This is a genomic window from Leptospira kemamanensis (assembly GCF_004769665.1).
GTDB lineage: Bacteria > Spirochaetota > Leptospiria > Leptospirales > Leptospiraceae > Leptospira_A > Leptospira_A kemamanensis.
The window spans coordinates 65,937-79,091 of the sequence record NZ_RQGG01000029.1; the positions used below are offsets into that span (position 1 = coordinate 65,937).

Consider the following 13,155-nt stretch of genomic DNA (forward strand, 5'->3'; position numbering starts at 1 on the left):
AGAAGAAATAATCTTTCTTCAGTGACTTAATGTTTCCTCCGATAGGTTTGTTATGAAACAAGTCTGGAGGAAACAGAAACCCCGCACCCCCGGTTTCATCCGAGCATTTACCATGGAAACACCTCTCGGGGATGTCCTGGAGGCTGAGTTCAACTTTCACGAACGACTCGTTCGTTTAACTGTCGAAATCAAAGAAGAGAAAGGACGAATGTACGGTGCCACCGTGAAAAACGGAACTGTGCAATCGGAGAAAGACATCACTTCTGGTCGTGCCTATCCCGTTTTTCGTAAGATTTGGCCCTTTCGGGAATACTTTAGTTCCCTCCCTGACAAAGACATGTTGGTTAGCATCGGCGGAGCGTATGAAATTTACCCTCCCTTTCAACCAGAGGTTTCGGAACGACCGAGGACCTCTCGTGGATCCATGCAGTCAGTTTTATTTCCTTCGACTCGATATGATTCCATCTTTGGAATCATTCGGGAGACTCGTTTCCAACGTTGGAGAAGGGAACGGAGAGAGGCAAGAGAAGCTCGAGGATCGCTCTGGACACGTTTTAAACGTAGGATCTGGGGTGATCTGAGTGATATTTGTTTAGGCGTGGGATTTGGCTGTTTGGTGTATTATGTATACTATGATTATGTCGTATTAGGACTCTCTTTAGGAATCCTAGGGATGATCGCAGGCCTTTTGGATTTTCTTGTTAGAAAACGTTCTGTCTTAATGACAAAAGTGTTGTCATTTCTCAGTTTCGGTTCATATTTTTTCTACAACGGCTACGTCTATTTTTAGACGTAGTAGTAGAAATTGATATGGCAAAAGAAACATCCCAAGCAAACCAATTCATTCATGAGCAATACATCATATTCAATTTGGGCGATGAAGAATATGCCATCCCCATTACAATCGTCGAAGAAATTGTCAAAATCACCAACCTAATCCGTGTTCCACAATCCAAAAGTTATTTTGCTGGGATCATGGACATTCGTGGCAAAGTGGTTCGGATGATTGATCTTGCCAAACGTTTGAACATTAAAAATGTAAACGAAGGGGCAGACCGTGCCATCGTCATCAATGTATCAGGAAAATCCATCGGAGTGATTGTGGACAAAGTGTCCCATGTGGTGCATTTTCCAGCAAACCAAGTAGATCCACCACCTCCTTCCGTAAAAGGAATTTCGTCTCGTTACATCACAGGTGTTGGGAAAAAGGATAATCGTTTTATCATATTGATTGATATTGAAAAAATCCTTACGGTCGAAGAGATGACGGAACTCGCTACCGTATAACTTAGGTAAGTGGAATCGAGATCAATTTGGAAATTGTATTCATGTTTGTTTTCTCATTTGAAACTAAATTCAAATAACGAAATACGAATTCCATACGTTCCCAATTGATAGAGATAAAAACATTCACATGATCATCTCCAAATTTTATTACTTACGAAAAAACTTATACTCCATGGCGGAACTTGTATTGGAACAAGTGATTTTACTCAGTGAAGCCTTGGAAGCGGATGATTATGCCCAAGCAGAAAAGATTGTCGAACGAGATGATCTCATTGATGATTTGGAAAAGGAAAACGATAACTTATCTCAAAATGCAATTTTAGAAGCGGTGAGTAACCGTAATATCCTCGGGATGGGGGATGTAGACAATGACATCGTTTTAAAAAAAGATCCACTGCGTTTTGCTCTCTCGGCCATAAGGATTACAAGGAATATGGAACGGATGGGAGACCAAGTGGTAAACTGTGCGGATGTGTTTCGTCATAAAACCATTCGAAAAGGTCTTTTTAAAAACGAAGAACCGATGACTCTCATTTTATCTCGTGTCACTACCTTGGCAGGTATGGCGATTGAATCTCTTGTGGAAGAAAAAGAACGGTTTATGGGTAGTGTGAATTCATTAGAAGACGAACTGAATGACCTTTGTGACCAAGCCTTTCAAAAGTACCGAGCAGTGCCTGACATGGAAAAACAAGAATTTGCCGATGTCTACAGAATCATCCTCGCATTAGAGAGATTAGGTGATTATGCGGTGAATGTGGCGGAAGAACTTGTGCGTCTCAATACAGGAAAAGACATTCGCCATTTAGAAAACGTAAAATCCAAACCATCCTCATACCCATAAACGTTTCCGTTTCAGGGAATTGACGAACTTCTTTTCATAAGAAGGGTACGGAATGTATCATGCGAACAGGGAATATCCAATTTTTTGCATATTGAAACATTCCAAATCAGTCACTCTTTTTAAATTCATTTGACAATGGAAAACCTTTCCTTTTAGAATTCAGTCCCAATGAAGCCAAGTGAACTAGTATCCAAACAAAAACCAAAAGGGTTTTACCTCTCTTATTTGCTGATCACCAATTTGGATCCGTTTTTATTTTTTTCAGGGATGTTACTCATTTTTGGAATGGGGAATTTTGAATCCATTCTAAGGATTTTACTGTATTTAGCTCCTCCTATCATTGGCCTTCATGCACTTCAATTTTTTTTGAAGCACAAAGAATTTAAAAAACAAATCAATCGTCCTGAAGGAATCATTTATACAGAGAAAGAACTCGAGCTCATTCGGAACTTATCCAAAAAAGGAGCTCTCAATATTCTTTCTATGAATGTAGGTGGTCCCATTCTTACGATGATTTTGTCTTACCATTTTGGTTTGGTCAAAACCTATGGTGAGGTATTGTTTTTTTCCCTTCTTGGGGTATTACTTGCGATGGCTATCTCTTCGTTATTTTACATCTATGTAGAAAAAAAAATGTATGATGTATACAATGATCTACGATTAAAACCATTGAGTTTATTTGCCAATTTACTCTTTCCGATTTTTGCCACCTTTGTGATTGAATACTTCCTGTTTTCTTTTTATATCTATTCCCAATTTCGTTCTCATGTTGAATCCAAACAATTAGAACTCATTTGTTTTGGTTTAAGTGTTTTTATTTTGATTATGATTTCTCTTTTGTTTTACGTGCTTTATAAATTAACTGGAAATACATCCGCCACAATTCGCGATTTATCTAATATTTTAAAATCTTTTGCAGAAGGCGATTTGAGATCTCATGTTCGGATCAATGAAACAAGAAATGAAATTGGTGTGATCTCTCTTTATTTAGAAGAAACAAAAACAAAACTCAATCGCCTGCTTTCCTCTATTACAAAACATTCTTCCAAAATCCAAGAAGAAGCAAAAACCTTAGAAAGTCTTTCGAGTGATTCCGCAGAACATTCACAAGTGCAAGCGGCTTCTTTGGAAGAAGTAGCAGCTGCCTTGGAAGAGAATGGATCTTCCATTGCAGGAATTTATACGGATGCCTTGGAACAAAAAAAATTAACAGCATCCACAAACGAATCCATCGAACTTCTATTTACGATCTCTTCTAGTGTAAAAGAGATTTCTCTTCATGCAAAAGCAAAAGCTGATTCTGTAGAAGCAGAAGTCATCAAAAGTGGAAAGTCGATCACGAGTGCCATTCAGTCCATCGAAGAAGTAGATAAAAATACGTTAGAAATTGGTAAAATCTTAATTATCATCAAAGAAATCTCGGAACAAGTAAACTTACTTGCTCTCAATGCATCCATTGAAGCGGCTCGGGCTGGTGAGATGGGACTTGGTTTTGCTGTGGTTGCTTCCGAAGTAGGAAAACTGGCAGAAAGAACTGCTTCTTCTACTAAAACCATTTCGGATTTAATCAAACGTGTGTCAGCTTCTACGCAGATGTCTGTTAGCTCTGTTAAGTCAGCGAGTGAAACCTTCCAATACTTATCCGAAAGTGTCATTGAGATCATCACGAATATTGACAAGGTTAATCAAGCGAACCAAGAACAAATCTCAGAAGTAGAAGAGATTCGAAAACAATCTGAAAACATTGTGAATCGATCTTCATCCGTATCCTTTGCAACGGAAGAACAAAAAAAGGTCAATGAAGAGATGGGAACTTCTGTTCACAACCTGGCCAATGATACAGCAAAATTGTCTCTAATGTCTGAAAAAACTGCAAAATCTTCAGCCGAGTTAAATTCTCTCATTGTAGAATTAAACAAAGAATTATCTATGTTTAAATTATGATTTCTGCAACATTTATCTTTAAACAAAAATCTTCCGATATTGAATTTGAAACCTTGGACGCCTCCATAGAAAACTTTGTTACATCTCATCCTGAATATTTAGGAAAAGACCAATGGTCCAACTCGGAAAAAGGAATTATGGCAGTTGTCTATTATTTTTTATCTGAAAAAGGATTAGAAGACTTAAAGGTATTTTCTGATCATAAAACAGCAAAAATAAATCATACTAAATGGTATGAGAGTTACCAAGTAGTCATTTCTAAAGTCATTCAAACCTATGGTGATGGCAAATTGGACCATGTAACAAATACGAAATTGATTTCTTAATAAAAAATTAGAAAAGTAACATTAAAAATCGGGACTTTTTTGTTTTTTTAGAATATCCTCATACGTTCGTAAAAGGTCTTCCATATAAAACGGTTTGCTGATAAATCCATCCATTCCCACTTCTACACATCGTTCTTTGTGTTCGTTTAGTACATGTGCGGTGACGGCGATGATGATGGATTTTTTTGGTTTGGATTTTTCCAATTCTCTGATTTGTATTGTTGCTTCAAAGCCATCCATCACTGGCATTTCACAGTCCATCAAAATTAAGTCATAATGTTTTTGTTTGCATAAAGAAACGGCGACTTTTCCATTTTCTGCTAAATCAAATGGGATGTGTTGTTTTTTGAGTAATCCCCCGATTACTTTTTGGTTGAGAACATTGTCTTCTACAACTAAAAAGATTTGGTTTGTTAACTCTTCTTTGGCAAAATCTTTGGGAGAAGATGAGACATCATTTGAAGACGGCACATGGGGTATGGAAGAAGAGCTTGGAGTCAGGTTGGAATCTGAATCTCTTGGATAAGTAGTCTCTTTTGGAGACGAATTATTCGGAGGAACAGAGAGTGGCAACAAACACCAAAAGGTACTGCCAACACCTTCCACACTTTCGACTCCAATTTTTCCAGATAAGAGTGTTACAAGTCGCTCTGAAATGGCTAAACCAAGACCCGTTCCACCATACTTACGTGAGGTGGACGTATCCACTTGTGAAAATTTTTGGAAAAGGAATGGAAGTTTGTCTTTCGATATCCCGATCCCTGAATCTTTGATTTCAAACAAAAGGAAATTGTCTTTTTTACTGATGTTTAAGATGACAAAACCCATTTCCGTAAATTTGATCGCGTTTCCAATCAAGTTAAAAAGAATCTGGCGAATTCGGCTTGGATCAGAGAGAATCACCTCTGGCACATCAGAATGGATATGATACCTTAAATCTAAATGTTTGGTATTTGCTTCGATATGGAATAAATCAAAAATTTCATGTATCAAGTTTTGAAGTGGAAACGGGATGGTTTCAATGGCAAGTTTCCCTGCATCGATTTTAGAAAAATCTAAGATATCATTTAATATATTGAGGAGTGCTTTTCCAGCATCTGCAATCGTTTTGATATAGGATTTTTGTTCGGAATCTAAATTGGTTTTGAACAAAATTTGTGTGATGCCAATGACTCCATTCAGTGGTGTTCGAATTTCGTGACTCATTGAAGCTAAAAATTCCGATTTGGCACGACTTGCCATTTCCTTTTCTTCGTATAACTCTTGTAGTCTCTTTTGAGTTGTATTCAAACTACTTAAAATTGATTTTTTATCATTTGTAGAATCGATTTCGCCCGTGAATTTACCTTCGCCGAGTAAATAGATCCTTCGAAATACCTCGTCCACACTGCCTCCCATGATGGAGACAAGGGATCTATGGGTGAGATACAAACTAAATCCAAAGATGATCCCTGTTAGAATGAGAATGGTACGAAGGAAATATACTTTTTCTTTTGCGTCTTGGATTGCTTGAGTTGTCCTTTCATCCAATTGATGATACAAATCATTGATTGGTTTCATGATCTCTGCTTTACTTTTGAGATAATGATCATCAAATAAAATCCGAACTGCTTTCGGATTGGATTTCCCTGTTTTTAATTCCTCCTCTACCATTGCCATGGATTCAAATTCTATCTTTGTTAGGGCATCCGAATTTTCTTTTGATAACGAGAGAAGTTGGTAATCGGACTCAAGGAACTCAGCTTGTTTCATTGCATCATAGATACTAATCTTTTCTCCTTCTTCCGAAGGTGGTGGTAATTCCTCTGCAATCACTAAGTCCCAATACGCATAATCATAATCTTTAGGGCGTGGTCGTTTTCCATTTCGAATTTCTAAAATTCGTTCAAAATAGATTTTGTATTTGGGTTCTTTTTGAATGGCATACAATCGAACTAAATTGGTGAGTTGGTCGGAAGATTGTCGAAGTTCATTTGCAATTTGTAAGGACCTGTGTCGGTTCTCTTCGGCGGCGTCTATTTTTCGTTCGCTGGCAGTGTACAATGCAAAGGCAAAGGTGACAATGATGAATAAAATGAAGTTGGTCAATAAATAAGGAAACAAACTCCCTTTTGGCGACCAAAGTTTATCCAACATGGCGATACTCTCGTCCAAATTGAAATTGGAGTAAAGGAGAATTTTGAAACTTAGTTTAAAAATGAATTTAAGAAAAATATGCTGATTTTATGAAATGAGTGAATGTCTTGTTTGGAAACAAATTGTTGTCCCCTAGAGCAGCGCTTGAAGCAATTTAGCATTGTTGTTTCTACTAAAGTTTTTTTGGTTATGACTTTCCATCCATATAAGCTTGTAATTCTTGTTGTAATCCTTCTGGTAAACTGAGTCCCCGGGAGCGAATCCTTTCGTTGTATTTATTAAAAGACATACGGTGTTGGTTGGTATTCAAATATCCTTCGAGAGCCTCGGAAGCCCAGGGTATGATTTCTTTTACAAAATCATGATTTTCTTCCAACTGATCACAAAACGGAATGAATAAGGGGCGATTTACTGGGCGTCCAATATTACGATAAAATAATAAACAAAATAATGTTTCGTCTCCCAAAACAGATTCCGTTCGAATTTTTTCTTCTACATATTTGAGATTGATGGTATCTAAGTAATCAATGTTAAATGACTCGGGAGCTAATCTTTTAATGACGTATTTTGAGATTTCATTTTTTACGAATGTTAAATTATTGCAGTGAGATGGGCAAGAACCTTGGTCTTTGTGAAGGTCACACTCCAATAATAAAATACAGTCTACATCGGAAGTAGGATCCACAATTCCAAAATTGATGGAACCGAGTAGTTCCAATGCCACTTCGTATCCCTTTCTGGAAAGTTCTTGTGTTGCCAAACGAAAGGCTTGCATCCGTTTGAGGGCATATTTGGTATCATAGTTTCTATATTTATTTTTAAGAACGAGATACCTTTCGACTATATTTTTGGACATGGTGTTTTGCCGAATGCGTTTGGGATTGAAATTTAGTGAACGTCATTTGCCCTAGGAATACAACACCTTTTGTATTGGGAATTTTGAAATTTCGCCGATAATTTCCTATAGGTAGGAATGGAAATTGGATTCTCAGAACTTGGTCAATTTGGTTTCAAAAAAAAATAAGTCCAAGTCATTCTTCCTTTTATCATTTCTTTTCCTCCAGATTTCCCTGTGGGCAGGTGAGGAAGACCGAAGAAATCCACTTTCTGGATTGTATCTTTCTCCCTTACAAGTGATCTCCATGGAGGAGATCCGATCTCTCGATACGGAAAAAAGACTCACCATTGACGAAGATTCAGGGATCGCTCTACGCGAGGAACCTAAACCCGTTGATCCCAATGCACCCGATGTTCCCGTCATCCCTGGTGCCGATGTGCCAGTGGATCCCGGCCAAGAAACAGGTCCTAAAAATTTAGAAACTAAGATTCGTGAGGCGGAAGGTTTACTCAAAAGGTATTATAGTCAATTTATCGAAGAAAAACGCATTTGGGAAGACCGTGAGAAAGGGAATGTTTACAATTCTCGCACCGAGATGAATGACATCCGTTTGTTACTTTGGCAAAGCACTCACAAACATGCTGAGACTTTTATTGTGCGTGATTCCCCTCTTTTGTATTACTTACATACCAAACTTGCCAAACTCTATGTAGAATCAGAGAAATTTGCACCAGCTCTCAGGCATTATCTGGCGGCCTTTCGATACCATCCACTTGAGATGACGGAAGAGGGTTATCGAACGGGAGAATGGCAAAAAGAAGATGTGCTTGGGTATGATGAAACTTCCGCAAAAGAACATGAAAGGTTGTATCAAAACTGGGTAAAAGCGGAAACGAATTATAAAAAAGCAAAAGATGAAATTCACATCAAAGAAAGTAATTGGATTCGAGAAGGGAAAAAACTATCGGATTTGAAACTGCAATCCAATCAGTGGAACAATGATGTACGATTGTTAGATGATGTTCGGAAACAAACAAAAAGTGACTACGAAAAATCTTATAATGAGAGATATCTAGTGTATTTAAACAAACGAAAACAAATTGAATCCAATGACCTGTATGCATTCGCAAATGTTGTTAAAAAACTAGAAGATGATAACAAAGAAAGACTCAAAATTGTTAATAAACTAGGAACAGCAGGAAAAGGAATTTACGTTCTCTTTGATTACAAACGAAATACTGATTTTTTTGCTTACGAATTGATCTTAGAAAGAGCATTTCGAATTTGGAATGAAAATCCAAATGTTTTAAATGATATTGCAGAACAATTTAGGCAAGATGGGAAAAAAGAGAAAGCCGCTGATTTTTATGAAAAATCATTGAATGAATTTTTAAAAATCCCAAATCCAACGGACGAAGAAAAAGAAAAAATCATCAAAGCGAATTTACGTTTAGCAACGATTAATGCTGATTTAAAACGTAATATTTTAGCTGGGAATTATTATGAAACGTTTTTCAACTTAAGTCCTGATACAGCTGAAAAAACAAGAGTTTCCTATGAAATTGGAGTCTTTTTCAATCAGAAGATTGGAGATCCAGAAAGGGGTGCAAATTTTCTAATCTATTGGTTGGAAAAAAATAGCAAAGATTGGAATCCTTCTCTCACTGAAGATACAGGTCTTTCTGAAATGGAAGCCATTGCTTATTTTTATCTGAGTAAAAAAGATAAAAAATTAAAAAAATCTGAATTAGAACAAAACAAGTTAAACATTGCACTCATGCAGTGGAAAAAAATTGATGAAAAACTCATCAGTGCTGAAAAAGAAAGAGCTGATTTAATTGAGAAAAAACAATCTTTGAAAAAGGATTTAATGGTCACCACTTTAGATGATGTATTGTCACAATACAGATTGATGGATTTAAAAATTGAAGACCAAGAAGCAGTGATTCGCGTATTGGAAACCAAACGCAGCAAAATTCCACTCATCAAAATTCTGTTTCGATTGGGTGTGCTAGCAGAAGAAAATAGAGATTTTAAAAAAGCAAAAGAATATTATGAAACAGTCATCAAAGAGGGTGGGGAAACAGATATACGTGTTGCCTTAAAAGAATTAGAAAGGATTAAACGAATTTTGGAAACAGGAAATATCCAACCTCCCATTAACGAGAGTATTTGATGATTTCGTCTGTTTGATCGCCAGCTAACTCTTGTTCCAGATTTTCTTGTGTATAACCTTCATCAGGTAAAATACGAAACTTCACTTCATCGACAGTATCACCTTCATATACAATTTTGATTAGATATTCCCCTGTTCGTAACAAGGAAAATTCATCTCGAATCGCAAGGGTATCTGGTTCTACACGTTTCTTTTTGATATCAATCTCAACAAAGTCCAATTCATATCGATTGAGTGAGATATGAAAATCTGTTTCGAGCCCAGGGTTTCTTGAAAATTGATACACATAGTGAATGGTATCGGTGGGTGAAAAAATCAAATCATCCCTCATCATTTTATAATCAGTGATGGTTTGGATGTGTTGTTCTAAGATGTCCATCTCTTCCATTTTTGTCGTTGTCCAACCAAACTCACCCTTCGGAACACCACACTGAATGAATAAAAACAAAGAACATAGGAGGAGAAAACGGGTAAGGAAATTGCGGGAGAATTTGGGAAACACAAGGCAAATTGGTGCCGACGAATTCTGTCTCATCTTACTTAGAATTTCGTCCAAACTTCGAATTTTCTCTTTCTAAATTGAGGGATTATTCGATTATTTTTCCTCTATCGGAGATGTCCTTTTCCTGTGTGGGACGTGGGTTCTGTTTGTTTCGTAATTCTTCTCTTGGGTGTTTGCCAAGCTCTTCTGCGATTTTTGCTGGCAAAATCAGAATACGGCTTACGAAACGTAAAAGGAAAAAGAGTAAAATGGATAAAACAATGATTTTTGCCATGATTACCTGGAACGTAAGGTTTTGGGTAGGTAATGGTCTTCTTCGTTTTCACCCCAACCAAGCCTAGTAACACCATACAATCCAATGAGCAAAAAAAGGAAAACAGAAACATAAAGATAGGGATTGTATTCTTCTGAATAAAATACCTTTCCTTCCCCAGGTTTCGGAATTTTTTTCGGAGATAGGGGAAGTCCATACCGTTTGGCAAGGGATTCCACTTGGATGAAATTGATGACAGGTGTCTCTCGTTCTAAAAAGGATTTGATCACTGAATTTGGGATATGCACTTCTTCGGGAAGATCGGTGATCAGTCCATTTTTAAAAACTTGTTTGCCGAGACTTGTTCCGAGGATGGTTGTTCCTCCCCCAACATTGATAAAGAGTTTGATTGGTTTTCCTTGAGATAACTCATCATAATACTTCATTCGTTTTTCGATGGAGTCTTCAAAATGGATAGGATCTAAAAGTTTGACTTTGTTTCGCTTCAGAGCAAGTAACAGAAGTTCTTTGCCCTCTTTTGAAGTTCCCGCTGCTTTGTCTTGGATGCCTCCAAGGGATGCATAACTCGATCGAAAGGAAAAAATTCCAGATGATTCCAATTCCTTTTCCATATCAAGCCACAACATCTGTGGGTGATTGGCTCCGAACTGAGAAGCAGAAGCACTCGAAATGATAATGGGTTTTAGTTTTAATGTATCAAGTGCTGCAAACAAACAAATATTTAACGCAGGAAAGGAACCAGATGTGGCAACAGCAACCGTATCACCTTCTTCCACTTTTGCTTTTTTCAAAAATTGGATCATCACGGCTGCAAAATTTGGATTAATCGAAGTTTGTTTTGCAGTTAACGAACCACTATTACTTGTAACGGGTGTTAAGAATTCTCCAATGAGTCCCGAATTGGATGGATCAAACTCTTTGTAATCCGGTTTTTTGTGTTTTAATAGTTCTGGTTTTAGGATTTGGAAACCACGTTCGGCAAGTTTGGCCGCATGTAATTTTTTTTTGAAGTAAGGTTGTTCTTTTTTTACCTTACAAGATTCGATTAAGAGTAAACCAATGATCCCAAGGATGGCAAGTAAAAACAAAGCAATCCGCGAATGTTTCCAAGGTGACCAATAAATTTTTGTCATCATAAGGTTTCTAATTCATTTCCTAAAAGAAAAATCAAAAGGATCTTCACAAACACTGCTGCAAGAATCAATACAGAGGTTGTTTCCAAAACACCTTGCCTTTCATACCAAATGGCGATCAGGCCAGGAATGATAAAACCAATCCCTCTCATCTCAGACAAATAAGATAACTCAATTTCTGGTAAAATTTGATAGTTGAGTAAATATCCAAAGAAATATCCGAATAACAGAATAAAGACGATCTTTCGTTTTCCAAAAATCATTAAAAAGTTAGAAAGAATTTCTACACAGATATAGGATAAAAATGCGATAAAAAAAGTAAGGGCAATATTTTTGGGATGATTCAGAGACAAAGCAAGATAACCAGGAACCACAAGTCCAGTTCCTAAAATTCCAAATAATTCGGAGAAAACAAGGCTTATCACCAAACTCAGTCCAATCGACAAAGGAAGAATTTCATTCATACGTTTGTTCCGACCTATTTTTTAGATATAATGACAAATCCATTCCAAGTCCAACAATATTCCCAATTCCAAACACAAGTGATTGTTTTGGTAAAATCGAAAGTAATGATTCAAAGATGGCATCCAAATTCATATGTTCCCAAACATAGATAGGGACATCGATTTGCGAATACGTCTTTAGGTATTGGAACGCCAAGGATGTAGAAGAACCAATGAGTATCACTGCATCATACCCATCCCAGTTGGCAAACTCTTTTGTTAGTTGTTTGGTTCGTTCCGGTCGATCATCCCTTGTATGAAACAAAATGAATCTTTTTTTGTAAGATGGATATCGATTTAGAATAGAGTCCCAAATGAGTTTGGTGCTCTTTGGATCATTTGCTGCCATGGCATTGACATAGATAAACTCTTTTCCAAAAAAATGAATTGGTAAAACTGTAAGTGCTCCTGGATCTGGAGTGACTTTCCACATAGCTTCTAATGCTTTTTTACGATCCACACCCAAAAGTTCACATACCTTGAGGGCAATGATTACATTTTCCTTATGTTCCCAATATGGGAATTTTAGTATTTCTTCATCCGAAATGGAGTGAATTTCCTTTTCTTCGATGATCACAGGATTTGTATTTCGATTGAGACAAACATCAACTACTTCTTTATAAAATTCGTTTGGTCCAACAACAAGTGCCCCTTGGATAGGTGTAGCAGATAACAATGTCTTGGCGACATCCAGAAGATTTGGTCCCATGACTTCCAAATGGTCTTCTCGAATGTTTGTGATGACACCAATATCAGAATGTAAAATTTGCCCTTCGCTTGCCCATTGGTATCTTGGTTCCAAAGCCATACATTCTAAGACAACGATATCCGCATTGGCATCCTTTGCTTTGCGTAAGATTTTAATTTGTTCGAGAATGGATGGTTTACCAAATCGAGAAATAGAAGTTTCGGAACCATCGGGAAATATCATACGAGCCAAGGTTCCTGTTGTTTTTGCAAAAACAGAGTATCCCGAAGCCGAGAGTCCTTGTCGAATCAATCTCGTGACACTCGATTTTCCACGAGTGCCATTCACATGAATGCGGTGTTTGAATTTTTTTAACGTACGTTTGTGTAAGATGGCTTCAACAGTGTAATAAAAAACCAAAACCAATATAATGAGAAAAAATAAAGTGGCATTTGGTTTCATTTGAAAATTTCCAGATGATACGTTTCCTTCAAACGAATGTCA

At 37.1% G+C, this 13,155-nt stretch carries 13 protein-coding genes; 6 read left to right on the forward strand and 7 right to left on the reverse strand.

From position 1 onward, the window contains the following. Positions 1–52: 52 nt before the first annotated feature. The 5 genes from EHQ59_RS09800 (at position 53) to EHQ59_RS09820 (ending at position 4,401) form a co-directional block, all read left to right on the forward strand. Positions 53–790 carry a hypothetical protein gene (locus tag EHQ59_RS09800; protein ID WP_135619479.1) on the forward strand — a complete coding sequence of 246 codons (738 nt, stop codon included), beginning with the start codon at positions 53–55 and terminating at the stop codon, positions 788–790. A gap of 20 nt (positions 791–810) precedes the next feature. Then, a complete protein-coding gene (locus EHQ59_RS09805) occupies positions 811–1,287 on the forward strand; it encodes a chemotaxis protein CheW (RefSeq protein WP_135619480.1) in 477 nt (158 codons plus the stop codon). A gap of 127 nt (positions 1,288–1,414) precedes the next feature. After that, positions 1,415–2,131, forward strand: coding sequence for a phosphate signaling complex PhoU family protein (locus EHQ59_RS09810; protein WP_208652358.1), 717 nt, complete (start codon positions 1,415–1,417; stop codon positions 2,129–2,131). A 168-nt stretch (positions 2,132–2,299) separates the two neighbouring features. Further along, the gene (locus EHQ59_RS09815) at positions 2,300–4,075 is read left to right on the forward strand and encodes a methyl-accepting chemotaxis protein (protein WP_135619481.1); all 1,776 of its coding nucleotides are present in this window, start codon (positions 2,300–2,302) and stop codon (positions 4,073–4,075) included. Further along, on the forward strand, positions 4,072–4,401 hold the full coding sequence (locus tag EHQ59_RS09820) for a hypothetical protein (RefSeq protein WP_135619482.1): 330 nt from the start codon (positions 4,072–4,074) through the stop codon (positions 4,399–4,401). The genes EHQ59_RS09815 and EHQ59_RS09820 overlap by 4 nt, the downstream gene beginning before the upstream one ends. 21 nt (positions 4,402–4,422) lie before the next feature. Here EHQ59_RS09820 and EHQ59_RS09825 read toward each other — a convergent pair whose 3' ends face one another. Together EHQ59_RS09825 and EHQ59_RS09830 are read right to left on the reverse strand one after the other, a co-directional pair. Further along, complete coding sequence (locus tag EHQ59_RS09825; protein WP_135619483.1) at positions 4,423–6,537, reverse strand: ATP-binding protein; 2,115 nt, start codon at positions 6,535–6,537, stop codon at positions 4,423–4,425. A gap of 187 nt (positions 6,538–6,724) precedes the next feature. Beyond that, the gene (locus EHQ59_RS09830; protein ID WP_135619484.1) at positions 6,725–7,393 is read right to left on the reverse strand and encodes a hypothetical protein; all 669 of its coding nucleotides are present in this window, start codon (positions 7,391–7,393) and stop codon (positions 6,725–6,727) included. A 124-nt stretch (positions 7,394–7,517) separates the two neighbouring features. Here EHQ59_RS09830 and EHQ59_RS09835 point away from each other — a divergent pair, with 124 nt between their 5' ends. After that, on the forward strand, positions 7,518–9,551 hold the full coding sequence (locus tag EHQ59_RS09835; protein ID WP_135619485.1) for a tetratricopeptide repeat protein: 2,034 nt from the start codon (positions 7,518–7,520) through the stop codon (positions 9,549–9,551). Here the strand turns inward: EHQ59_RS09835 and EHQ59_RS09840 are convergent. The 5 genes from EHQ59_RS09840 to pgsB are packed head-to-tail and all read right to left on the reverse strand — an operon-like array spanning position 9,535 to position 13,113. Continuing rightward, positions 9,535–10,086 (reverse strand): LIC_12238 family plasminogen-binding lipoprotein, encoded by a 552-nt coding sequence (locus tag EHQ59_RS09840; RefSeq protein WP_135619486.1) that lies wholly within the window; start codon positions 10,084–10,086, stop codon positions 9,535–9,537. The genes EHQ59_RS09835 and EHQ59_RS09840 overlap by 17 nt on opposite strands. A 52-nt stretch (positions 10,087–10,138) precedes the next feature. After that, entirely contained in the window at positions 10,139–10,327 is a 189-nt protein-coding gene (locus EHQ59_RS09845; RefSeq protein WP_135619487.1) for a hypothetical protein, read from the reverse strand. Between the two features lie 2 nt (positions 10,328–10,329). Next, on the reverse strand, positions 10,330–11,460 hold the full coding sequence (pgsW, locus tag EHQ59_RS09850) for a poly-gamma-glutamate system protein (protein ID WP_135619488.1): 1,131 nt from the start codon (positions 11,458–11,460) through the stop codon (positions 10,330–10,332). Beyond that, entirely contained in the window at positions 11,460–11,924 is a 465-nt protein-coding gene (gene pgsC / locus EHQ59_RS09855) for a poly-gamma-glutamate biosynthesis protein PgsC (protein ID WP_135619489.1), read from the reverse strand. Before pgsC ends, pgsW begins: the two co-directional genes overlap by 1 nt. After that, positions 11,917–13,113, reverse strand: coding sequence for a poly-gamma-glutamate synthase PgsB (gene pgsB, locus EHQ59_RS09860; RefSeq protein ID WP_135619490.1), 1,197 nt, complete (start codon positions 13,111–13,113; stop codon positions 11,917–11,919). The genes pgsC and pgsB overlap by 8 nt, the downstream gene beginning before the upstream one ends. Positions 13,114–13,155 lie beyond the last annotated feature (42 nt).

What these genes read in the sequence shown, in the direction of transcription:
- EHQ59_RS09800 (WP_135619479.1), top strand. Translation starts at nt 53, where the DNA reads ATGAAACAAGTCTGGAGGAAACAGAAACCCCGCACCCCCGGTTTCATC.
- EHQ59_RS09805 (WP_135619480.1), top strand. Translation starts at nt 811, where the DNA reads ATGGCAAAAGAAACATCCCAAGCAAACCAATTCATTCATGAGCAATAC.
- EHQ59_RS09810 (WP_208652358.1), top strand. Translation starts at nt 1,415, where the DNA reads ATGATCATCTCCAAATTTTATTACTTACGAAAAAACTTATACTCCATG.
- EHQ59_RS09815 (WP_135619481.1), top strand. Translation starts at nt 2,300, where the DNA reads ATGAAGCCAAGTGAACTAGTATCCAAACAAAAACCAAAAGGGTTTTAC.
- EHQ59_RS09820 (WP_135619482.1), top strand. Translation starts at nt 4,072, where the DNA reads ATGATTTCTGCAACATTTATCTTTAAACAAAAATCTTCCGATATTGAA.
- EHQ59_RS09825 (WP_135619483.1), bottom strand. Translation starts at nt 6,537, where the DNA reads ATGTTGGATAAACTTTGGTCGCCAAAAGGGAGTTTGTTTCCTTATTTA.
- EHQ59_RS09830 (WP_135619484.1), bottom strand. Translation starts at nt 7,393, where the DNA reads ATGTCCAAAAATATAGTCGAAAGGTATCTCGTTCTTAAAAATAAATAT.
- EHQ59_RS09840 (WP_135619486.1), bottom strand. Translation starts at nt 10,086, where the DNA reads ATGAGACAGAATTCGTCGGCACCAATTTGCCTTGTGTTTCCCAAATTC.
- EHQ59_RS09845 (WP_135619487.1), bottom strand. Translation starts at nt 10,327, where the DNA reads ATGGCAAAAATCATTGTTTTATCCATTTTACTCTTTTTCCTTTTACGT.
- pgsW (WP_135619488.1), bottom strand. Translation starts at nt 11,460, where the DNA reads ATGACAAAAATTTATTGGTCACCTTGGAAACATTCGCGGATTGCTTTG.
- pgsC (WP_135619489.1), bottom strand. Translation starts at nt 11,924, where the DNA reads ATGAATGAAATTCTTCCTTTGTCGATTGGACTGAGTTTGGTGATAAGC.
- pgsB (WP_135619490.1), bottom strand. Translation starts at nt 13,113, where the DNA reads ATGAAACCAAATGCCACTTTATTTTTTCTCATTATATTGGTTTTGGTT.